This window comes from Enterobacter cloacae complex sp. 342H5, assembly GCF_050030905.1.
GTDB lineage: Bacteria > Pseudomonadota > Gammaproteobacteria > Enterobacterales > Enterobacteriaceae > Enterobacter > Enterobacter intestinihominis.
Genome location: NZ_JBLGVB010000001.1, coordinates 4,528,132 through 4,551,096, shown reverse-complemented (window position 1 = coordinate 4,551,096; position 22,965 = coordinate 4,528,132). Strand labels below are relative to the sequence as shown.

Below are 22,965 nucleotides of genomic sequence, written 5' to 3'. Positions count from 1 at the left end.
TGACCTGTATTTGCCCTTTCCGGGCACCCCGAGCCTTGTAGAGAGTGGGGTTATTTTTATGGGTACTGCTGGTGGGGGGAGGATTATGTTATCCCCTCACCCCAGCCCTCTCCCCATAGGGGAGAGGGTGAAAACCGCACCATTCAGTTCCCCTCTCCCCTATGGGGAGAGGGTCAGGGTGAGGGGTGTATATTGTCGTTACTTTTTCTTCACCGGGCGTTTCCAGCCCTGCTTGCTGACCTGCGGAACGCGGCTTAACACCAGCTCGTTCTCGGCCACATCGCGCGTAACGGTTGTCCCGGCGGCAATGGTCACGCCTTTGCCCACGGTAACAGGCGCCACCAGCTGGGTATCGGAACCTACAAACACGTCATCACCGATGATGGTTTTAAACTTATTGGCACCGTCATAGTTACAGGTAATCGTCCCTGCACCGATGTTTACGTTGTCGCCAATTTCCGCATCGCCCAGATAGGTCAGATGACCGGCTTTCGAGCCTTTACCGAGACGTGCTTTTTTCATTTCCACGAAGTTACCTACATGAGCGCCTTCCAGCAGCTCAGCGCCCGGACGCAGACGCGCAAACGGGCCGATGGTACAGGCGGAATCCAGACGCGCATCTTCTACCACGCTGTACGGGCTGATTTCGCAGTCGTCACCGATCACGCTGTTTTTAATCACACAGCCGGTGCCGATTTTGACGCGGTTGCCCAGCGTGACGTTACCTTCCAGGATAACGTTAGTATCTATTTCAACGTCGCGCCCGTGGGTCAGCGTGCCACGCAGATCGAAACGCGCCGGATCGCGCAGCATAACGCCCGCCAGCAACAGTTTTTCTGCCTGCTCGGACTGGTAAATACGCTCCAGGCGTGACAGCTGTAGACGGTTGTTTACCCCGTCCGTTTCGCTGATACGCGCCGGATGAACGGCGGCAATCTCACGCCCTTCCTGGTACGCCATCGCAATGATGTCGGTGATGTAGTATTCACCCTGCGCGTTGTTATTATTGAGTTTGGACAGCCAGCGCTTCATATCTGCACCGTTCGCAATCAGGATGCCGGTGTTGATCTCCTGAATCTGACGCTGTTCGTCAGTGGCATCTTTATGCTCAACAATCCCGGTTACCTTGCCGTTTTCACGCGTAATGCGGCCATAGCCGGTTGGATCGTCCAGCACGACGGTTAACAATCCAATGCCACCCTGCGGTTTGGCTTCACGCAGGCGAGTGAGGGTTTCAACGGAGATCAGCGGGACGTCGCCGTAGAGCATCAGGATGTCTTCATCATCAGCGAAGAAGGGTGCAGCCTGCTGCATTGCATGACCCGTACCCAGCTGTTCTGCCTGTAGCACCCAGTTGAGATTGTCGTCACGCAGCGTTTTTTTCAGCAGATCGCCGCCATGTCCATAAACCAGATGCACCTGGCTGGCGCCTAATTCATTAGCTGCATCAATAACATGCTGCACCATTGGCTTTCCTGCCAGCGTGTGGAGCACTTTAGGCAGATCGGAATACATGCGGGTACCTTTGCCTGCGGCAAGGATCACCACGCTCATCGCACTGTTTAACATACGCATCCTGACGGTAGTTTGTGTGAGAAGTAAAAACGTTTGATGCTTAAAATTCTACATCTTTTTCATCATGAATTAAGGCCGAAAAAAAAAGCCAGCCTGGGATCCAGACTGGCTTTTGTGCTTTTCAAGCCGGTGTTACATCGCTTTTTTGGTCAACTCGATAACGCGCAGTTTCGCGATCGCTTTGGCCAGCTCCGCAGACGCCTGAGCGTAATCCACGTCACCATGAGAGCTGCTAATGTGCTCTTCAGCCTTACGCTTCGATTCCAGGGCTCGCGCTTCGTCGAGATCCTGGCCACGAATAGCGGTATCGGCCAGAACGGTCACACTGCCTGGCTGCACTTCAAGAATGCCGCCGGACAGATAGATAAACTCTTCATGACCGAACTGTTTAACGATGCGGATCATACCAGGCTTAATGGCGGTGAGCAGCGGTGCGTGACCCGGGAAAATACCCAGTTCACCTTCACTACCCGTTACCTGGATTTTCTCGACCAGACCAGAGAACATTTGTTGCTCTGCGCTGACGACGTCCAGGTGGTAAGTCATTGCCATATCACCCTCCGATTAAGGCGTTAAAGTTTTTTGGCTTTTTCCACGGCTTCTTCGATGGAACCAACCATGTAGAACGCCTGCTCTGGCAGGTGATCGTATTCGCCTTCCATGATGCCTTTAAAGCCACGGATGGTGTCTTTCAGGGAAACGTATTTACCTGGAGAACCGGTGAATACTTCCGCAACGAAGAACGGCTGGGACAGGAAGCGCTGGATCTTACGCGCACGTGCTACCACCAGTTTGTCTTCTTCAGACAGTTCATCCATACCCAGGATGGCGATGATGTCTTTCAGTTCCTGGTAACGTTGCAGCAGGGACTGTACGCCACGCGCGGTGTCGTAGTGTTCCTGGCCAACAACCAGTGGATCCAGCTGACGGCTGGTAGAGTCCAGCGGGTCAACGGCCGGGTAGATACCCAGAGACGCGATCTGACGGCTCAGTACCACGGTTGCATCTAAGTGAGCAAAGGTGGTGGCTGGAGATGGGTCAGTCAAGTCATCCGCAGGTACGTATACCGCCTGAACGGAGGTGATAGAACCAGTTTTGGTAGAGGTGATACGTTCCTGAAGAACACCCATCTCTTCCGCAAGCGTAGGCTGATAACCTACCGCTGAAGGCATACGACCCAGCAGTGCAGATACTTCAGTACCGGCCAGGGTGTAACGGTAGATGTTATCAACGAACAGCAGAACGTCACGGCCTTCGTCACGGAACTTCTCAGCCATCGTCAGGCCAGTCAGCGCAACGCGCAGACGGTTTCCTGGTGGCTCGTTCATCTGGCCGTAAACCAGGGATACTTTATCCAGAACGTTGGAGTCGGTCATTTCGTGGTAGAAGTCGTTACCCTCACGAGTACGTTCACCAACACCCGCAAACACGGAGTAACCGGAGTGCTCGATCGCGATGTTACGGATCAGCTCCATCATGTTTACGGTTTTACCTACACCCGCACCACCGAACAGACCAACTTTACCGCCCTTCGCGAACGGGCACATCAGGTCGATAACTTTGATGCCGGTTTCCAGCAGTTCCTGAGAGCTGGACAGCTCTTCGTAGGAAGGTGCCGCGCGGTGGATAGCCCAACGCTCTTCTTCACCGATGTCGCCTTTCATGTCGATTGGTTGACCCAATACGTTCATGATACGACCCAGTGTTGCTTTACCTACCGGGACTTCGATCGGGTGCTCAAGGTCTTTCACTTCCAGACCACGACGCAGACCGTCGGAAGAACCCATGGCGATGGTACGCACGATACCGCCGCCGAGCTGCTGCTGAACTTCCAGCACCAGGCTCTCGTTACCATTTTGTACCTCAAGCGCGTCGTACACGCGTGGTACGGCGTCCTGAGGGAACTCGACGTCCACCACGGCGCCGATTACCTGGACAATCTTTCCAGTAGCCATCTTGAATCCTCTACGTAATTCGTAAACCTGGTTAAACCGCGGCGGCCCCCGAGACGATCTCGGTGAGTTCCTGAGTAATGCTGGCCTGACGAGCTTTGTTGTAAACCAACTGCAGCTCTTTAATCAGGCTGCCGCCATTATCGGTCGCGGCTTTCATCGCCACCATTCGTGCGGCCTGCTCGCTGGCCAGGTTTTCTACAACGCCCTGATAAACCTGAGATTCAACGTAACGACGCAGCAGGGTATCCAGCAGCGGTTTCGGATCGGGTTCATACAGGTAATCCCAGGCTTTCTGTTTCAGCTCGTCATCTTCTGATGCCGGTAACGGCAGCATCTGAGTGAGCGTAGGCACCTGAGACATGGTGTTAATAAATTTGTTGCTGACAACGTACAGTCTGTCCAGACGGCCTTCATCGTAGGCCTGCAACATCACTTTAACCGGGCCGATCAGTTCGGACAGGGACGGGTTATCACCCATACCGGTCACCTGAGCGACAATGTTGCCACCAACGGAGTTAAAGAAAGAGACGCCTTTAGAGCCAATCAGTGCCAGATCGCACTGAACGCCTTTATCGGACCAGCCTTTCATATCCGCCAGCAGTTTTTTGAACAGGTTAATGTTCAAGCCGCCACACAGACCACGGTCAGTCGACACCACCAGGTAGCCCACGCGCTTAACGTCGCGTTCTTCCAGGTAAGGGTGCTTATATTCCAGATTACCGTTTGCAAGGTGACCAATCACTTTGCGCATGGTCTCTGCATAAGGACGGCTGGCCGCCATGCGATCCTGCGATTTACGCATTTTGGAAGCGGCGACCATCTCCATCGCTTTAGTGATCTTTTGCGTGTTCTGGACGCTTGCGATCTTACTACGTATCTCTTTTGCGCCGGCCATGAGCTTCTCCTCAATGCCAGACGGCTTGTCCTGAGACAAGCCGCCGGACGATTACCAGGATTGGGTTGCTTTGAAGGAATCGAGGATAGCTTTCAGCTTGCCTTCGATTTCGTCGTTATAGCCACCGGTCTGGTTGATCTCTTGCATCAGCGGAGCGTGATCACGGTCGACGTAAGCCAGCAGAGCGGCTTCGAAGCTACCGATTTTCGCCAGTTCCACATCTTCGAGGTAACCGCGTTCAGCCGCGAACAGTACCAGGCCCTGCTGAGCAACAGACATTGGCGCGTACTGTTTCTGCTTCAGCAGCTCGGTCACTTTCTGACCGTGGCTCAGCTGTTTACGGGTTGCTTCGTCCAGATCGGATGCGAACTGAGAGAACGCAGCCAGTTCACGATACTGTGCCAGCGCGGTACGGATACCACCGGACAGTTTCTTGATGATCTTGGTCTGAGCAGCACCACCCACACGGGATACGGAGATACCCGGGTTAACCGCCGGACGAATACCGGAGTTAAACAGGTTGGTTTCCAGGAAGATCTGACCATCGGTAATGGAGATTACGTTGGTCGGAACGAACGCAGAAACGTCACCCGCCTGGGTTTCAATGATCGGCAGAGCGGTCAGAGAACCTGTTTTACCCTTCACTTCACCTTTGGTGAAGTTCTCGACGTATTCCGCGTTAACGCGGGAAGCACGCTCCAGCAGACGAGAGTGGAGGTAGAATACGTCGCCCGGGAATGCTTCACGTCCTGGTGGACGACGGAGCAGCAGGGAAACCTGACGATAAGCAACAGCCTGTTTAGACAGGTCATCGTATACGATCAGCGCATCTTCACCGCGGTCACGGAAGTATTCGCCCATTGCGCAACCAGCGTATGGTGCCAGGTATTGCAGTGCAGCAGATTCAGACGCGGTAGCTACCACAACGATGGTGTTAGACAGTGCGCCGTGCTCTTCCAGTTTACGAACCACGTTGGAAATGGTGGACGCTTTCTGGCCGATAGCCACGTACACACATTTGATGCCGGAATCACGCTGGTTGATGATGGCGTCGATTGCCATCGCGGTTTTACCGGTCTGACGGTCACCGATGATCAGTTCACGCTGACCACGACCGATTGGGATCATGGCATCAACGGACTTATAACCCGTCTGCACTGGCTGATCAACGGACTGACGGTCGATAACGCCTGGTGCGATAACTTCGATTGGAGAGAAGCCATCGTGCTCAACCGGACCTTTACCGTCGATTGGCGCACCCAGGGTGTTAACAACGCGACCCAGCAGGCCACGGCCAACCGGCACTTCCAGAATACGGCCAGTACACTTAACCTTCATGCCTTCGGCAAGGTCAGCGTATGGACCCATCACAACGGCACCTACGGAGTCGCGCTCCAGGTTCAGTGCGATAGCGTAACGGTTACCCGGCAGGGAAATCATCTCACCCTGCATACAATCGGCCAGGCCGTGGATGCGGATAACACCGTCACTTACAGAAACAATAGTACCTTCGTTGTGAGCTTCACTCACAACACTGAACTGAGCAATGCGCTGCTTGATCAGTTCGCTGATTTCGGTGGAATTCAGTTGCATGCTCCAGTCCCCTTAAGACTGCAAGACGTCTGCAAGGCGCTCAAGACGGCCGCGTACGCTGCCATCAATGACCATATCACCCGAACGGATGATTACGCCTGCCATTACAGACTTATCGATTTTGCAATTCAGCTTAACTTTGCGTGACAGACGTTTTTCCATCGCGGCGGTGATTTTCGCAAGCTGTTCATCACTCAGTTCAGTCGCGGAAGTTACTTCAACTTCAGCGGTAGCTTCACTAAGGGCACGTAAGTGCTCAAACTGCTCGAGAACATCCGGGAGCACACGGAGACGACCATTTTCCGCCATCACCTTAATCAGGTTCTGGCCGTTGGCATCCATTTGCTCTCCGCACACGGCGATAAACGACGCGGCGAGGGTTTCAGGCGCTAACGCACCAGAAAGCAACTCGGCCATTTGTTCGTTTTTCGTCACCTCAGCGGCAAACGCCAGCATATTCTGCCAGCGATCGACATTTTGGTGTTCGACAGCAAAGTCAAAAGCTGCTTTGGCGTAGGGGCGAGCTACCGTAACAAATTCAGACATCAGCCCCTCCCTCCTTACAGTTCAGCGACAAGTTTGTCCACGATGTCGCTGTTAGCAGCTTCATCCACGGAACGTTCGATGATCTTCTCGGCGCCAGCAACAGCCAGAATCGCAACCTGCTTACGCAGTTCTTCACGAGCACGTTTACGCTCAGCTTCAATTTCAGCCTGAGCCTGTGTCACGATCTTAGTACGTTCCTGTTCTGCTTCAGCTTTGGCTTCGTCCAGGATCTGAGAACGGCGTTTGTTAGCCTGTTCAATGATTACCTGAGCTTCAGCTTTCGCTTTTTTCAGCTGGTCTGTCGCGTTGGCCTGTGCAAGGTCCAAATCTTTCTTAGCGCGTTCTGCGGAAGCCAGACCGTCAGCAATTTCTTTCTGACGTTTTTCGATGGCAGCCATTAAAGGCGGCCATACATACTTCATGCAGAACCAGACAAAGAGAATAAACGCGATGGCCTGGCCGAGGATTGTTGCGTTCATGTTCACAGCACAATACCTCTTAAATTTCTGTGGCTTGGGGTTTTAAAACAACTACTACGCGACAGCAAACATCACGTACAGACCCAGACCTACAGCGATCATTGGGATTGCATCCACCAGACCCATAACGATAAAGAACTGAGTACGCAGCAGAGGAATCAGATCAGGTTGACGCGCTGCGCCTTCCAGGAATTTGCCCCCGAGGATGCCGATACCGATCGCAGCACCGATAGCCGCCAGACCCATCATCACAGCGGCAGCCATGTACAGCAGATCCATATTCAGGTTTTCCATGACAGTCTCCAGTTTGTTTCAATTAAAACGTAGTAGTGTTGGTAAAAAATCAGTGCTCTTCAGACGCCATCGACAGATAGACGATCGTCAGAACCATGAAGATAAAGGCTTGCAGCGTAATGATCAGGATGTGGAAAATGGCCCATGGCACATTCAGAATCCACTGTGACCACCACGGCAGAAGACCCGCGATCAGAATGAAAATCAGCTCACCCGCATACATGTTGCCGAACAGTCGCAGACCCAGTGAAACAGGTTTGGACAGCAGGCTAACGCCTTCCAGGATCAGGTTGACCGGAATAAACGCCCAGTGGTTGAACGGCTGCAAGGTAAGCTCTTTCACAAAGCCGCTTACGCCTTTCATTTTGATGCTGTAGAAAAGAATCAGGATAAATACGCCCAGCGCCATCGACAGGGTGATGTTCACGTCGGCAGACGGAACCACGCGCAGGGCAGGCAGACCGAAGACATGCTCGCCGATCCACGGCAGGAAATCGATAGGCAGAAGGTCCATCAGGTTCATCAGGAAGACCCAAACGAACACGGTCAGGGCCAGCGGAGCAATCAGCTTGCTCTTACCATGGTACATGTCTTTGACGCTGCCATGGACAAAGCCGATGATCATCTCGATGAACGTCTGGAATTTCCCTGGAACACCGCTGGTCGCTCGTTTAGCAACACCGCGGAACATGGCCAGGAACAGAAGACCCAAAACCACCGAGAAGAACATGGAGTCGATGTTGATCGTCCAGAAGGTGGCCGGGGGGTTATGTGGATCCACCAGCGAGAATGTACGCAGGTCCAGCTGAAGGTTATTCAGATGGTGACCTATGTAATCCTGCGGCGTCATATTTTCTGAAGCCATGATGCCTTTTACCCTTTGTTATTGATTACAGCTGGAGCCAGAACTTGTACCACCAGCACCAAAACCCACGTTGCTATCAGCGGCATGAATACCACTTTCAAAACCGCCAGCGCCATCACCAGTAGAGCAAAGGTCAGCAACACCTTACACACTTCGCCGAGAGCGAAGGACCAGGCCACGCGGCCTTTGGCGGGTGTATGCGCCTGATGACGCCAGGCAAAAATCATAAACAACACGTTTGGCAGAACCACCGCCAAACCTCCGCACGCGGCGGAGATGCCCCAGAAGGGGTCTTTGAGGCTAAACAGCAGTCCACTTGCTATCACAGCCAGAAACTGAATGAACAGAAGCTTACGAGCAACGTTTCTACTCAAGAGCGACACAGACATCACGTTTTTACTCCTGCTCCCTTCGAGGTATGCCGCGTGTCGTATAAAACGTCCTTTAAGGCTCAGAGTCAAGCATCAAAAAGCGGTCAAATTATACGGTGCGTACCCGTGATTTCAAACATTAAGTAGCGAAAAGGTGAATAAATGTTTAAATATTTTTCCCCAGTCCTATTTTTCAACTTTTGAACTCAGTGCCAACCTTCAGGCAAAACTGCAAACAGCGCGGAAACGTTGGTGATAAAGCGTGCACGAGATCACAAAATACACATTTGCGATAAAGTGGTATTTATCAAAGACGTAAAACGATTTATTTCATCCGATTGAAATTAAAGCAAAAAAATCGCAACTATTTTTAAAACAGAGCCGTATACAACAAAAACCTTTTATTGACATTCTTAATAAATATTTAACATCTCATTCTTGTTGCCTTTACCCATTTTTAGCAGGCTGATATTTTCATGGTTGACTATCTTCAGGGTGAACGAATCACTTCAGGTTAACCATAAGAAAATCCATGGTGACAACAAGGTTAAATTAACTACGGCCAAATCAGACTGGATGTGCTGCTTTTTAACACCATCAGAACAGCACAAATTCCACATTTTTTATTAATTTTTTAAAATGTGTTTGGCTTAATTATCACCAGATGACGCTCACCTTCGAGCTGAGGGATCTGGAGTTTTTCAATGGATTCCACTGCAAAACCGTCCGGAAGCTGCTCTATTTCGTCCCCCGGAAGTTGTCCTTTCAGCGCATAAAAACGGCCCTTATCCGCCGGCAGGTGTTTGCACCAGCTCACCATGTCATTGAGTGAGGCAAATGCGCGGCTGATAACGCCGTCAAACGGTGGCTCTGCCGGGAACTCCTCTACCCTGCTCTGCACGGGCGTGATGTTTTCCAGCTTCAGCTCATGCTGAACCTGTCGTAAAAAGCGTACGCGCTTGCCCAGACTGTCCAGCAGCGTGAAATGACTCTCCGGTCGAACAATAGACAACGGAACGCCCGGCAAGCCCGGACCGGTGCCCACGTCGATAAAACGTTCACCGGTAAGATACGGCGCCACAACGATGCTATCGAGAATATGGCGAATCAGCATCTCGTTGGGATCGCGTACGGAGGTGAGGTTGTACGCTTTATTCCATTTGTTCAGCATATCGACATAGGCCACCAGCTGATTTTTCTGGTGATCGGTGAGCGAAATACCTGCCTGTTCCAGCAGACGAGAGAGTTTATTGAGCACGGTGGATACCTGTTAAGAGATTTTTCGCCCGGTGGCACAGCCGCTTACCGGGCCTACGATTAAGTAGGGCGGGTAAGCGAAGCGCCACCCGCCAAAAGCAATGTTAATTACGCGCTGCGGCGCAGCATACCCTGCTTTTTCAGCCACACCAGCAGAATCGAAATCGCGGCAGGTGTGACACCGGAGATACGTGAGGCCTGGCCAATCGACACAGGTTTGTGATCGTTCAGCTTAGCGATCACTTCGTTGGAAAGCCCCGTCACCTGACGATAGTCCAGCATTTCCGGCAGTAGCGTATTTTCGTTGCGCTGCTGTTTTTCGATCTCATCCTGCTGACGCGCGATGTAACCTTCGTATTTCACCTGAATCTCGACCTGTTCAGCCGCTTCAGCGTCTTCAAGGCCCGGTGCGAACGCGGTCAGTTTGACCAGATTCTCGTAGGTGACTTCAGGACGGCGCAGCAGATCTTCACCACTGGCTTCGCGCGAAAGCGGCGCAGTTAAGTGAGCGTTCACTTCAGCAGCAGTTTCCGCCTGCGGATTCACCCAGGTGGTTTTCAGGCGCTGACGTTCCTGTTCGATACGCTCTAGCTTCTCGTTGAAGCGCGCCCAGCGTTCGTCATCCACCAGACCCAATTCGCGGCCCACCTCGGTCAGACGCAGATCGGCATTGTCTTCGCGCAGCATCAGGCGATATTCCGCACGAGAAGTAAACATGCGGTACGGTTCTTTGGTCCCCAGCGTGCAGAGATCGTCGACCAGAACGCCCAGGTAAGCCTGAGAACGCGCCGGTGCCCAGCCCTCTTTCTCGGCAGAGAAGCGAGCGGCGTTCAGACCGGCCAGCAGCCCTTGTGCGGCAGCTTCTTCGTACCCGGTAGTGCCGTTAATCTGGCCTGCGAAGAACAGACCCTGGATGAATTTGCTTTCCAGCGTCGGCTTCAGGTCACGCGGATCGAAGAAATCGTACTCAATAGCGTAGCCAGGACGAACGATCTTCGCGTTTTCCATCCCCTGCATTGAACGCACAATCTGCATCTGCACGTCGAACGGCAGGCTGGTGGAGATGCCGTTCGGGTAAATTTCGTTCGAGGTCAGCCCTTCAGGTTCGAGGAAGATCTGATGCTGGTTACGATCGGCAAAGCGCATCACTTTATCTTCGATCGACGGGCAATAACGTGGGCCGATCCCTTCGATCACGCCGGCGTACATTGGGCTGCGATCGAGGTTATTGCGGATCACGTCATGGGTTTTTTCATTGGTGTGCGTGATGTAGCACGGCACCTGCTGCGGATGTTGCGCCGCATTGCCCATGAACGAGAACACCGGCATCGGGTTATCACCGTGCTGCTGTGCCAGAACGCTGAAATCAATGGTACGCGCATCAATTCGCGGCGGCGTACCGGTTTTCAGGCGGCTTACGCGCAGCGGCAGCTCACGCAGACGACGAGACAGCGGAATCGACGGCGGATCGCCCGCACGGCCACCGCTGTAGTTGTCCAGACCAATATGGATTTTACCGTCCAGGAATGTCCCGACCGTCAGCACCACCGCTTTTGCGCGGAACTTGAGACCCATCTGGGTCACGGCGCCAACAACACGATCGTTTTCCACGATAAGATCTTCTACAGCCTGCTGGAAGATCATCAGGTTCGGTTGGTTTTCCAGCGCGGTGCGCACAGCCTGACGGTAAAGCACGCGGTCTGCCTGTGCACGGGTGGCGCGAACAGCCGGACCTTTACTCGCGTTTAGTATCCTAAACTGGATGCCCGCATGATCGATCGCTTTCGCCATCAGGCCGCCAAGTGCATCCACTTCTTTTACCAGGTGTCCTTTCCCAATGCCGCCAATCGCCGGATTACAGGACATTTGTCCCAGCGTGTCGATATTGTGTGTCAAAAGCAGGGTCTGCTGACCCATTCGCGCTGCGGCCATTGCGGCCTCAGTGCCTGCGTGACCCCCGCCAATGATGATGACGTCAAAAGGATCCTGATAAAACATGGTGGTCTGCCTCGCGTAAAGCGGTATGAAAATGGATTGAAGCCCGGGCCGTGGATTCTACTCAACTTTAGTCTTTCGAGAAAGCATTGGGATCCTGGGCTATTAAAAAGAAGATCTTTTTATTTAGAGATCTGTTCTATTGTGATCTCTTATTAGGATCGCAGACCTTTGTGGATAAGTCCGATCCCATAAATAAGATCATGCAGTTAGGAAGGATCGTTTGCTGTGAATGATCGGTGATCCTGGACCGTATAAGCTGGGATCAGATCGCCACTTTATACACAGGTCAAAAACTAAACTAACGTTGTTCTTTGGATAACTACGGGTTAATACGAGCTTTTAACCAGAGTTATCCACATCTGATCGCACGATCTTTAATCGTTTTTGAGTAAATTTTTCCATTCCGCGAGCCAGATCTCGGCTGGATCTTCGGGAATATCATGATCGAGGATGTTGATCTTCAGTGTTTCACCCAGCTGTTTTGCTCCGCAGGCGGTCACCGCAGCTTCTACTTTCTCTATGGCGCCACAGAAAGTGTCATATTCACGGCTGCCGATCCCCACAGCGCCAAACCGGACGTTTGCCAGATCGGGCTGTTGTTCCAGCAGTTCGTCATATAAAGGTTGCAGGTTATCTGGCAGATCGCCCGCGCCGTGCGTGGAGGTGATCAGCAGCCAGACCCCGTCAGTCGGGAGATCTTCCAGCAGCGGTCCGTGCAGCGTTTGTGTAGAAAAGCCCGCGTCTTCCAGCTTCTCAGCCAGATGTTCCGCTACATATTCCGCACCGCCCAGGGTGCTGCCGCTGATAAGAGTAATGTCCGCCATTGATCGCTCGCTCAGATAAAGAGGCGGCCATTGTACGCTGTGAACGAGCTGGGATCTACCTGTGGAAAATGTGGGAATGAAATTGCCCGATCACGGGCGGATAGTACGCATGATCGGGTTTTGCAGAGAGATCAGGGTTTCGGTGGACTGAATTTCATCGATTGTTTGGATCTTGTTGATAAGTACCTGCTGGAGGGCGTCGATGGATCGGCACATGACCTTTATAAAGATGCTGTAGTGCCCGGTGGTGTAGTACGCCTCAGTGACTTCATCCAGCGCGTTCAGCTTCTCCAGCGCGGAGGGGTAATCTTTGGCGCTTTTCAGAATAATGCCAATGAAGCAGCAGACGTCGTAGCCGAGTTGCTTCGGGCTGACATCAATGCGTGCGCCGGTGATGATCCCGGCCTGCTTCATTTTCTCTACGCGAACGTGAATGGTCCCCGGGCTGACGCCAAATTGTTTCGCCAGTTCGGCATACGCGGTGCGTGCGTTGGCCATGAGCGCTTCCAGAATGCCGCGGTCCAGATTGTCGATCTGATAATTTTCCATAGGTTTTTCTTATGAAGATTAATGATTCCTTCTATTCTAGCGCCTTATTTTAACGAATCAAAAGTGAAGGTGGCTTTTTGTTGATGGGTTATTGAATTAAGCGCCTGTTCTGTTGCTTAATCAGTATCAACAGGACGCAGGAGTATAAATAATGAAAACCGCTTACATCGCAAAACAACGCCAGATCAGTTTCGTTAAATCCCATTTTTCTCGGCAGCTGGAAGAGAAGCTTGGCCTTATTGAAGTGCAGGCGCCGATTCTGAGCCGCGTGGGTGACGGGACGCAGGATAACTTGTCTGGTTGCGAAAAAGCGGTACAGGTAAAAGTGAAAACACTGCCAGACGCCCAGTTCGAAGTGGTTCATTCCCTGGCGAAGTGGAAGCGTCAAACCCTGGGACAACACGACTTCAGCGCGGGCGAAGGGCTTTACACACATATGAAAGCCCTTCGCCCCGATGAAGACCGCCTCTCCCCCATTCACTCTGTCTACGTTGACCAGTGGGACTGGGAGCGCGTAATGGGTGACGGCGAGCGTCACGTCGGTACGCTGAAATCTACCGTTGAGGCGATCTACGCCGGGATCAAAGCGACCGAAGCGGCCGTGAGCAAAGAGTTTGGTCTGGCACCGTTCCTGCCGGAAACGATCCACTTTGTTCACAGTCAGGAGTTGCTGAGCCGTTTCCCGGATCTGGATGCCAAAGGCCGTGAACGCGCGATCGCCAAAGAGCTGGGCGCGGTATTCCTGATCGGCATTGGCGGGAAATTGTCTGATGGTAAACGTCACGACGTCCGTGCGCCGGATTACGATGACTGGAGCACCGTGGGCGAGAGCGAATATGCCGGTCTGAACGGCGATATTCTGGTCTGGAACCCGGTTCTGGAAGATGCGTTTGAACTCTCTTCGATGGGGATCCGCGTGGATGCTGAAGCACTGAAGCGTCAGCTGGCCGTGACCGGTGATGAAGATCGTCTGCAACTGGAGTGGCACCAGGCGCTGCTGCGCGGTGAAATGCCGCAGACCATCGGCGGTGGTATTGGCCAGTCTCGTCTGACCATGCTGCTGTTGCAACTGTCCCATATCGGTCAGGTGCAGTGTGGGGTCTGGCCGCAGCAGGTACGTGAGAACGTCGGTTCTCTTCTTTAATTAACGTCGCCAGCGTCTGAGCAGGCGGCTACGCAACCCGGTATCAAAGCGCCAGATGTGATCGAAGATGCGCATGATGCCGGGTTTTCCATGTGCAGACATCGCCACGGCATGGAAGCGGTGCTGATGCACGCGCTGCATCTCCTTCACTTTATTCACGACGTCGTCCGGCAGCCGCTGGGCAATAAAATCGGAAATCACCACCGCATCCGCGTCGTACCAGTCTCCGCCCTGCATGCGCTCAATGATGCTGCGAAAACAGCTGGCCAGATCGGTGCCGCCGCGAAAGCGCTGGCTTAAAAAGCGGATCGCCTGCTCCAGCCCCTGTGGGCTGGTCAGTTCATACCCCACCACTTCGCTGGAAAATAACATGATGTAGCAGCGACGACGATCGGCGAGCGCCACGCGCATCAGAGCCAGGCAGAACGCTTTTGCACACTGCTCGTTAAATCCCCCCATCGATCCGGACGTATCTACGCAAACAATGAATGGACCGCGCGGTTGCTCATCAAAGTCCTGATGCACCACCGGGCGCTGGCTGATTTTTTCGCGCCAGGCTTCGCCATGCAACCGATAGGTAAGAAGCTGTTTTTCCACCAGACGGCGATAAAACTCATACTCCAGTTCGGTCATTCCCAGCGTGCTGAGTTCCGTAGGCAACAGGCGCAGGATATCATCGCTTTGCTGTAAGCCGTCCACCTGCTCCGGTACGGTAGAGGGCTCGCGTACCAGCGTACGAAAGGTTTCCATCGGCGCATCTTTCTTTGGAACTGACCTGGCCTCCCGGGAACGACCAAGCTGTTCTGCAAGCTTCATCAGCTCCGGCTGTTGTGCCAGAAAGTCGCCGTACTTCACGATCAACTGATAATCGCCACGTTTTAACTGACCGGCACTCATATCCCAGAGTCGACCGGCGGCGTTTTCATTCTCCACCAGCACCTGTTCTAGCTGGCCGCTTAACGTCATCCGCTCCTGAACTTCGCTTAACAGCTGTTCGCGCTCTTCGTCCAGCAACTGCTGGTTGAGAGAGGTGGCCTGAACGACAAGACTGAGCCGCCAGCGCTGTAAAAACAGCGTATGCAGGGCAGGAGTAAAGCTGGGGTTGTCCGTGACCAGCGCTCTGGCCTGGCTGGCAAACGGGGAGTGAACGTTATCTAGCAGCGTCAGGGTTTGCTGTAGCTGGGCAATAAACTGCGGCGTTGAAAGCCGCTGGCACTGCTGGTAACCAGCCACTTCCTCTGTCAGTTCCGGCGGGACTTCCGTCTCCTTAAACCGCTGGCGCAGGTTATCGCGCCAGCGGGGAAGATCGTCCGTCATTGCTTTTCTGAGCTTCGGAAATTTTTCAAAGAAGGCCGCCAGCTGCGGTGAAGCGAGCAGGGTAATGACGACCTCTTCGATCAACCCTTCCTCGCTAACCGCCAGCATGACGTTAAGCGTGTCCAGCGTTAGCATTGACGCGCCTGTTTAATCTGCGCGCTGACATCCTGCAAGCTGGCTTCAATGCGACCTAACCAGTCGCTATGGATAAAGAGGCATTTCTGCTGCTCGCTGAAGCGCGTGTGCTGCTGATGCCATTCGTTATCCAGCGCTTCGAGCTGCTGTTTGATCTCCTCCGGAAGACCGTCAGAGGCCGTGCCCGGCAGCGCCAGGCGCGATCCCTGAAGGCTGACGTCGCGGATCACAAGGTGCTGGCTGCTGTCGACTTCCATCGACAGCGGCTGTGCAAAGCCGATACCGTTGAGTTTACCGCGGATCTCGCCGCCCTTATCCAGCCACTGAACCAGCGCAACGCGTTCGATCGTCACGTGCACCACCTGCATATCATGAAGCTTTAGCGGCTGCTGAAGAAGAAGCGTGAGCGAGGCGTCAGTCAGCTCGGCTGGCAGTTCATAGTGCGGTTTACGGGCAAACATCCCGCCAAGACGGTTCACCTTCAGCGCGGTTTTGTCACTTTGCTGCTGCTGAAGCTGAAGACGACGTTGGGCAATCGCCCCCAGTTGATTAAGCATGGATTGCTGACCCCACGCGTGCCCGGTCATCAAAACGTCCAGCTGCTGCTGCATCAGATTCATCCCTTCTGCGTCGTGCCACAGACAGTCTTTCAGCAGGATCAGATCGATGGGGGCGACAGCATCGCGGCCGCTGAACAGGGCGCTTGCCTGAAGCAGACGAATGGCTTTTTTCCAGCGACGGTCGGAGACGTACGGCGCGGAGGGCAATAAATCAAGCTGCTGGCGCAGCATGAAGATCAGCTCAAAGACGGCATCGGGCAGCTTAATTTTGCCTATCTCTTCCTGCCACTGGTCATACTCTTCGTCCGTGACCTGTAATGATGGTGCCACCGGATTTTCGTTTTCGTCCTGCTGGCTTACCAGCATTGAGCGGAAGTTCGATTTGTCCTGGACTTTATCCAGCCACAGGCGGATCAGCATGCGGTCATACAGCGCTTCAAGGCTGCTGTCGGCTTCGGGAAGTTCGTTAGACGCGGCCACCAGCAACCGCATGGGGATCTTCTCTTCGCTCGCGCCGTTGCGGAAGCGGCGTTCGTTGATTGCCGTCAGCAGGGTATTCAGAATGGCCGGGCCGGCTTTCCAGATCTCATCAAGAAAGACGATTTCCGCTTCCGGGAGATAGCCCGCCGTCAGACGTTCATAGCGTCCCTCATCTTTTAACGCCTGAATGGAGAGCGGGCCGAAAACTTCTTCCGGCGTGGAGAAACGCGTCATCAAATACTCGAATGCGCGAGCGTTCTGGAAAGCGAATTTGAGGCGGCGTGCGATCAGACTTTTGGCAATGCCCGGCGGACCCAGCAGAAACACGCTTTCCCCGCTCAGCGCCGCCAGTAAACAGAGGCGAATGGCGTGGCTACGCTCGTAAAGGCCTTTCTCCAGCGCACTGCTGAGGCGGGAAATTCTTTCTGCTAATAAATGTGAGTGAGCCATAATAGTTTTGCATCCTTTCGCCGTCGTGGCGGCTAATTGAAGCGAGTATAGACGTTTCGGTCTGGCCTGGTAATAGGCTGAAGTGCGGCGCTATTTTCTTTGCGCTACATTAATGCGGCTGCATTTAGGGGTACGATTTTGCATTGAATCGTGCATACTGTGCGCTTTTTGTGGGCCAAGGGACTAAGCACACATTTGTTATTCAAACGAAAAGACTAGTCTATGAGCACTGATAATAAGCAATCATTACCCGCAGTAACGCTTGCAGCGATCGGGGTTGTCTACGGTGATATCGGCACCAGCCCGCTTTATACGCTTCGTGAATGTTTGTCCGGTCAGTTTGGTTTTGGTGTAGAGCGTGACGCCGTATTTGGTTTCCTCTCGCTCATCTTCTGGCTGCTGATCCTGGTGGTCTCCCTTAAGTATCTCTCTTTCGTTATGCGGGCTGATAACGCGGGCGAGGGCGGTATTCTGACCCTGATGTCCCTTGCTGGGCGCAATACGTCTGCAAGAATGACCTCCGTGCTGGTCATCATTGGCCTGATTGGCGGCAGCTTCTTCTATGGGGAAGTCGTGATTACGCCAGCGATTTCGGTGATGTCGGCCATAGAGGGGCTGGAGATTGTCGCGCCTCAGCTTGATACGTGGGTGGTGCCACTCGCTATTATCGTGCTGACGTTGCTGTTTGCTATACAAAAACACGGTACCGGGCTGGTGGGTAAGCTGTTCGCGCCTATTATGCTGGCCTGGTTCCTGATCCTGGCGGCGCTGGGCTTACGCAGTATTATTGCCAACCCGGATGTCCTGCACGCGCTGAACCCAATGTGGGCGGTGCATTTCTTCCTGGAATATAAAGTGGTGTCGTTTGTGGCGCTGGGCGCGGTAGTGCTTTCCATTACCGGTGTTGAAGCGCTGTATGCAGATATGGGCCACTTCGGGAAACTCCCAATTCGCGTCGCCTGGTTTAGCGTTGTTCTGCCTTCACTGGTGCTGAATTACTTCGGCCAGGGCGCGCTGCTGCTTGCCCATCCTGAAGCGATTAAAAACCCGTTCTTCCTGCTGGCGCCGGACTGGGCGCTGGTTCCGATGCTGATCCTGGCGACGCTGGCGACGGTCATTGCCTCTCAGGCTGTTATTTCCGGCGTATTCTCCCTGACGCGTCAGGCCGTGCGTCTGGGGTATCTCTCGCCGATGCGCATTATCCATACCTCTGAGATGGAGTCAGGCCAGATCTACATTCCGTTCGTCAACTGGCTGCTCTATTTCGCGGTGGTGATTGTTATCGTCAGCTTCGAGCACTCCAGTAACCTGGCGGCGGCGTACGGTATCGCGGTGACCGGAACGATGGTGTTGACCTCTATTCTCTCTACCACCGTGGCGTACCGTAACTGGCACTGGAATAAGTTCCTCGTGGGGCTGATCCTGGTTGGCTTCCTCTGTATCGACGTACCGCTGTTCTCTGCGAACCTCGATAAGATTGTCTCCGGTGGCTGGCTGCCGCTGACGCTGGGTCTGGTGATGTTCATCGTGATGACGACGTGGAAGAGCGAACGTTTCCGCCTGCTGCGTCGTATGCATGAGCACGGTAATTCTCTGGAGGCGATGATCGCCTCGCTGGAGAAATCCCCGCCGGTGCGAGTGCCGGGTACGGCGGTGTATATGTCTCGTGCGCTGAACGTGATCCCGTTTGCGCTGATGCATAACCTTAAGCACAACAAAGTGCTGCACGAGCGCGTGATCCTGTTGACGCTGCGTACCGAAGATGCGCCGTATGTTCACAACGTGCGACGCGTACAGATTGAGCAGCTGTCGCCAACCTTCTGGCGCGTGGTGGCAAGCTACGGCTGGCGCGAAACGCCGAACGTGGAAGAGGTATTCCACCGCTGCGGTCTGGAAGGGCTGAGCTGCCGCATGATGGAGACGTCGTTCTTTATGTCCCACGAGTCGCTGATCATCGGCAAGCGCCCATGGTATCTGCGCCTGCGCGGCAAGCTGTATCTCATCCTGCAACGTAACGCCCTGCGTGCGCCTGACCAGTTTGAGATCCCGCCTAACCGCGTGATTGAGCTGGGGACGCAGGTCGAGATTTAATTCTCAGTGCGGCCTGATGCCCTCACCCAGCCCCTCTCCCACAGGGCTGAGGGATCCCCAGTAATTTTTTTATGCAGAAGCAATAAAGTTGCTTTCTAAATGACTGAGGGCTGTCAGCGATGCCCTGGTCCGGCTGTAAATCGCTGAGGCGTTTCCTGCAGGCCGGGGCGAGGCGCAGGGATGCGCCGAGAGGGCGGCTTTACAGGGACGTTGCCTCCGCCCGTACCCGATAAGCCGGAAGGAATAAGCCGAGGGCACCGCGAAGCGGCGATTTACCGCCGGGAGCCCGGGTCGCCAGGGTGGTGGCGACTGAGCCACCCTGGCACGTTCACCGGTCATGTCGTTACAGAGTAGCAAGGAACATAAAGTGAACGGAATGACCACCACCGCCGTATGTTCCCCTCACCCTAACCCTCTCCCCGGAGGGGCGAGGGGATTGCTCAGTGCTCGCATTAATTTGTGGGGAACCCTCAGCCCACAGGGAGAGGGCGCAACCATAAAAAACGGTAACCTGACGGTTACCGTTTTGCATTTACCTCCTTTGCATTTCACTTAGCGAAACGTTTCGACGCCGATCACAAATCCGTTACGTCATGATGGTTTTCTGAACACTTCTGCGGCTACACTGTTTTTAGCGAAACGTTTCGCTAGTGGAGCAAAAAATGAAGAAAGGCACAGTACTCAACTCAGAAATATCATCGGTAATTTCCCGTCTTGGGCATACCGATACGCTGGTGGTTTGCGATGCAGGCTTACCGGTTCCGCGCAGCACAACCCGTATCGATATGGCGTTAACGCAGGGCGTACCCTCGTTCATGCAGGTACTGGAAGTCGTGACGGCGGAGATGCAGGTTGAGGCGGCCATTCTCGCGGCGGAAATCAAACAACATAATCCGCAACTCCACGAAACGTTGCTCAGCCACATTGAGCAACTGCAACAGCACCAGGGAAACACCATAGAAATTCGTTACACAACGCACGAGCAGTTCAAACAACAAACCGCAGACAGTCAGGCGGTGATTCGCAGCGGGGAGTGTTCCCCGTATGCGAATATCATTCTCTGTGCTGGCGTCACCTTCTGAGGCCATCATGGACGCATTACTGCAACTCAAAGGGATCGATAAGTCGTTCCCGGGCGTTAAAGCCCTCTCTGGCGCGGCGCTGAACGTCTATTCCGGGCGTGTAATGGCGCTGGTGGGCGAAAACGGCGCCGGCAAATCCACCATGATGAAAGTGCTGACCGGTATCTACCAACGCGATGCCGGTTCGCTGCTGTGGCTGGGTAAAGAGACCACCTTCAACGGCCCGAAATCCTCTCAGGAAGCGGGCATTGGCATCATCCACCAGGAGCTGAACCTGATCCCGCAGCTCACCATTGCGGAGAACATCTTCCTCGGCCGTGAGTTCGTGAACCGGTTTGGCAAAATCGACTGGAAAACCATGTATGCCGAAGCGGACAAACTGCTGGCGAAGCTGAATCTGCGCTTTAAGAGCGACCGACTGGTGGGCGACCTTTCCATCGGCGATCAGCAGATGGTGGAGATCGCGAAGGTGCTGAGCTTCGAGTCGAAGGTCATCATTATGGATGAACCGACCGACGCCCTGACCGATACCGAAACCGAATCCCTGTTCCGCGTGATCCGTGAGTTGAAATCCCAGGGGCGCGGCATTGTCTATATCTCTCACCGCATGAAAGAAATTTTCGAGATCTGCGACGACGTCACCGTCTTCCGCGACGGGCAGTTCATTGCCGAGCGTGAAGTGGCCACGCTGACCGAAGATTCGCTGATTGAAATGATGGTGGGACGTAAGCTCGAAGACCAGTATCCGCGTCTGGACAAAGCGCCAGGAGAGATCCGCCTGAAGGTGGATAACCTCTGCGGGCCGGGTGTGGATGACGTCTCCTTTACCCTGCGCAAGGGCGAGATCCTTGGCGTCGCGGGCCTGATGGGCGCGGGACGTACCGAACTGATGAAAGTGCTCTATGGCGCACTGCCGCGCACCAGCGGCTACGTTACCCTTGACGGCCATGAGGTGGTCACCCGCTCGCCGCAGGATGGCCTGGCGAACGGCATTGTCTATATCTCCGAAGACCGTAAGCGTGACGGCTTAGTGCTGGGCATGTCGGTAAAAGAGAACATGTCCCTGACCGCGCTACGCTATTTCAGCCGCAGCGGCGGCAGCCTGAAACATAAAGATGAGCAGCAGGCGGTCAGCGATTTTATCCGTCTCTTTAACGTTAAAACCCCATCGATGGAGCAGGCGATTGGCCTGTTGTCCGGCGGTAATCAGCAGAAAGTGGCGATTGCCCGCGGGTTGATGACGCGCCCGAAAGTACTGATCCTCGATGAGCCAACTCGCGGCGTTGACGTGGGCGCGAAAAAAGAGATCTATCAGCTGATTAACCAGTTCAAGGCCGACGGTCTGAGCATCATTCTGGTCTCTTCCGAGATGCCAGAAGTATTAGGCATGAGCGATCGCATTATCGTCATGCATGAAGGGCATCTCGGTGGTGAATTCACTCGCGAGCAGGCCACCCAGGAAGTTCTGATGGCTGCCGCTGTAGGCAAGCTTAATCGCGTGAATCAGGAGTAAGAAGATGACTACCCAGGCTGTTTCTGGTCGCCGCTATTTCACAAAGGCATGGCTGATGGAACAAAAATCGCTGATTGCCCTGCTGGTGCTGATCGCGATTGTCTCGACCATGAGCCCGAACTTTTTTACCGTCAATAACCTGTTCAACATTCTTCAGCAGACCTCCGTCAACGCCATTATGGCGGTGGGGATGACGCTGGTGATTTTGACCTCGGGTATCGATCTGTCCGTCGGTTCCCTGCTGGCGCTCACCGGTGCGATTGCCGCGTCGATTGTCGGTATTGAGGTCAACGCGCTGGTGGCCGTTGCTGCTGCGCTGGCGGCAGGTGCGGCAATTGGCGCGGTAACCGGCGTGATTGTGGCAAAAGGCCGCGTACAGGCGTTTATTGCCACGCTGGTGATGATGCTGCTGCTGCGCGGCGTCACCATGGTGTACACCAACGGTAGCCCGGTGAATACCGGCTTTACCGAAAACGCCGATCTATTTGGCTGGTTTGGTATCGGACGCCCGCTGGGTATTCCGACGCCAGTCTGGATCATGGCTATCGTCTTCCTGGCGGCGTGGTACATGCTGCATCATACCCGTCTGGGTCGTTATATTTATGCGCTGGGCGGTAACGAATCGGCAACGCGTCTGTCCGGTATTAGCGTCAACAAAGTTAAAATTATCGTTTACTCCCTGTGCGGTCTGCTGGCATCTCTGGCGGGCATCATCGAAGTGGCGCGCCTCTCTTCCGCGCAGCCAACGGCGGGTACGGGCTATGAGCTGGATGCCATCGCGGCAGTGGTTCTGGGTGGTACGAGCCTTGCGGGCGGTAAAGGTCGCATTGTTGGGACATTGATCGGCGCACTGATCCTCGGTTTCCTGAATAATGGCTTGAATTTGTTAGGTGTTTCCTCCTATTACCAGATGATCGTTAAGGCAGTGGTGATTTTGCTGGCGGTACTGGTAGACAACAAAAAACAGTAACTGACGACACTACAGGACATCT

21 protein-coding genes are annotated in these 22,965 nt (G+C 54.0%); 5 read left to right on the top strand and 16 right to left on the bottom strand.

The features are described from left to right. Nucleotides 1-198: 198 nt before the first annotated feature. The 14 genes from glmU to asnC form a co-directional block, all read right to left on the bottom strand. Nucleotides 199-1,569 carry a bifunctional UDP-N-acetylglucosamine diphosphorylase/glucosamine-1-phosphate N-acetyltransferase GlmU gene (gene glmU / locus ACQG03_RS21700; protein WP_023305126.1) on the bottom strand — a complete coding sequence of 457 codons (1,371 nt, stop codon included), beginning with the start codon at nt 1,567-1,569 and terminating at the stop codon, nt 199-201. Nucleotides 1,570-1,707: 138 nt separating this feature from the next. Then, the gene (locus ACQG03_RS21695; protein ID WP_006177560.1) at nt 1,708-2,127 is read right to left on the bottom strand and encodes a F0F1 ATP synthase subunit epsilon; all 420 of its coding nucleotides are present in this window, start codon (nt 2,125-2,127) and stop codon (nt 1,708-1,710) included. Nucleotides 2,128-2,147: 20 nt separating this feature from the next. Next, complete coding sequence (atpD, locus tag ACQG03_RS21690; protein ID WP_003862362.1) at nt 2,148-3,530, bottom strand: F0F1 ATP synthase subunit beta; 1,383 nt, start codon at nt 3,528-3,530, stop codon at nt 2,148-2,150. Nucleotides 3,531-3,561: 31 nt separating this feature from the next. Further along, a complete protein-coding gene (gene atpG, locus ACQG03_RS21685) occupies nt 3,562-4,425 on the bottom strand; it encodes a F0F1 ATP synthase subunit gamma (RefSeq protein ID WP_003862364.1) in 864 nt (287 codons plus the stop codon). A gap of 51 nt (nt 4,426-4,476) precedes the next feature. Next, nucleotides 4,477-6,018 (bottom strand): F0F1 ATP synthase subunit alpha, encoded by a 1,542-nt coding sequence (gene atpA / locus ACQG03_RS21680; RefSeq protein ID WP_006808751.1) that lies wholly within the window; start codon nt 6,016-6,018, stop codon nt 4,477-4,479. A gap of 12 nt (nt 6,019-6,030) precedes the next feature. Continuing rightward, entirely contained in the window at nt 6,031-6,564 is a 534-nt protein-coding gene (gene atpH / locus ACQG03_RS21675; RefSeq protein WP_063163371.1) for a F0F1 ATP synthase subunit delta, read from the bottom strand. Nucleotides 6,565-6,578: 14 nt separating this feature from the next. Then, the gene (gene atpF / locus ACQG03_RS21670) at nt 6,579-7,049 is read right to left on the bottom strand and encodes a F0F1 ATP synthase subunit B (protein ID WP_003862370.1); all 471 of its coding nucleotides are present in this window, start codon (nt 7,047-7,049) and stop codon (nt 6,579-6,581) included. 48 nt (nt 7,050-7,097) lie between these two features. Beyond that, nucleotides 7,098-7,337: a F0F1 ATP synthase subunit C gene (gene atpE / locus ACQG03_RS21665; protein ID WP_000429386.1), complete on the bottom strand. Its 240-nt coding sequence runs from the start codon at nt 7,335-7,337 to the stop codon at nt 7,098-7,100. A 49-nt stretch (nt 7,338-7,386) separates the two neighbouring features. Continuing rightward, a complete protein-coding gene (gene atpB, locus ACQG03_RS21660; protein WP_022649873.1) occupies nt 7,387-8,202 on the bottom strand; it encodes a F0F1 ATP synthase subunit A in 816 nt (271 codons plus the stop codon). Nucleotides 8,203-8,210: 8 nt separating this feature from the next. Further along, nucleotides 8,211-8,591 (bottom strand): F0F1 ATP synthase subunit I, encoded by a 381-nt coding sequence (gene atpI, locus ACQG03_RS21655; protein WP_003862375.1) that lies wholly within the window; start codon nt 8,589-8,591, stop codon nt 8,211-8,213. 616 nt (nt 8,592-9,207) lie between these two features. Next, nucleotides 9,208-9,831 carry a 16S rRNA (guanine(527)-N(7))-methyltransferase RsmG gene (gene rsmG, locus ACQG03_RS21650; RefSeq protein WP_022649872.1) on the bottom strand — a complete coding sequence of 208 codons (624 nt, stop codon included), beginning with the start codon at nt 9,829-9,831 and terminating at the stop codon, nt 9,208-9,210. A gap of 107 nt (nt 9,832-9,938) precedes the next feature. Then, nucleotides 9,939-11,828, bottom strand: coding sequence for a tRNA uridine-5-carboxymethylaminomethyl(34) synthesis enzyme MnmG (gene mnmG, locus ACQG03_RS21645; protein WP_003862379.1), 1,890 nt, complete (start codon nt 11,826-11,828; stop codon nt 9,939-9,941). 374 nt (nt 11,829-12,202) lie between these two features. After that, the gene (gene mioC, locus ACQG03_RS21640) at nt 12,203-12,652 is read right to left on the bottom strand and encodes an FMN-binding protein MioC (RefSeq protein WP_032626719.1); all 450 of its coding nucleotides are present in this window, start codon (nt 12,650-12,652) and stop codon (nt 12,203-12,205) included. Nucleotides 12,653-12,742: 90 nt separating this feature from the next. Further along, nucleotides 12,743-13,201 (bottom strand): transcriptional regulator AsnC, encoded by a 459-nt coding sequence (asnC, locus tag ACQG03_RS21635; protein WP_003862383.1) that lies wholly within the window; start codon nt 13,199-13,201, stop codon nt 12,743-12,745. Nucleotides 13,202-13,352: 151 nt separating this feature from the next. Here asnC and asnA point away from each other — a divergent pair, with 151 nt between their 5' ends. Then, a complete protein-coding gene (gene asnA / locus ACQG03_RS21630; RefSeq protein ID WP_063163372.1) occupies nt 13,353-14,345 on the top strand; it encodes an aspartate--ammonia ligase in 993 nt (330 codons plus the stop codon). Here asnA and viaA read toward each other — a convergent pair whose 3' ends face one another. Next, entirely contained in the window at nt 14,346-15,797 is a 1,452-nt protein-coding gene (gene viaA, locus ACQG03_RS21625) for an ATPase RavA stimulator ViaA (protein WP_048966198.1), read from the bottom strand. Further along, complete coding sequence (ravA, locus tag ACQG03_RS21620) at nt 15,791-17,287, bottom strand: ATPase RavA (protein WP_063163373.1); 1,497 nt, start codon at nt 17,285-17,287, stop codon at nt 15,791-15,793. The genes viaA and ravA overlap by 7 nt, the downstream gene beginning before the upstream one ends. Before the next feature lie 222 nt (nt 17,288-17,509). On the opposite strand from ravA, the gene kup reads away from it, so the two are divergent. The 4 genes from kup to rbsC all read left to right on the top strand — a co-directional run bounded on the left by kup (nt 17,510) and on the right by rbsC (nt 22,943). Then, nucleotides 17,510-19,378, top strand: coding sequence for a low affinity potassium transporter Kup (kup, locus tag ACQG03_RS21615; protein WP_006808744.1), 1,869 nt, complete (start codon nt 17,510-17,512; stop codon nt 19,376-19,378). Nucleotides 19,379-20,040: 662 nt separating this feature from the next. Continuing rightward, on the top strand, nt 20,041-20,460 hold the full coding sequence (rbsD, locus tag ACQG03_RS21610; RefSeq protein ID WP_003862392.1) for a D-ribose pyranase: 420 nt from the start codon (nt 20,041-20,043) through the stop codon (nt 20,458-20,460). Nucleotides 20,461-20,467: 7 nt separating this feature from the next. After that, nucleotides 20,468-21,973 (top strand): ribose ABC transporter ATP-binding protein RbsA, encoded by a 1,506-nt coding sequence (gene rbsA, locus ACQG03_RS21605; protein WP_022649867.1) that lies wholly within the window; start codon nt 20,468-20,470, stop codon nt 21,971-21,973. Between the two features lie 4 nt (nt 21,974-21,977). After that, nucleotides 21,978-22,943: a ribose ABC transporter permease gene (rbsC, locus tag ACQG03_RS21600; RefSeq protein WP_022649866.1), complete on the top strand. Its 966-nt coding sequence runs from the start codon at nt 21,978-21,980 to the stop codon at nt 22,941-22,943. Nucleotides 22,944-22,965 lie beyond the last annotated feature (22 nt).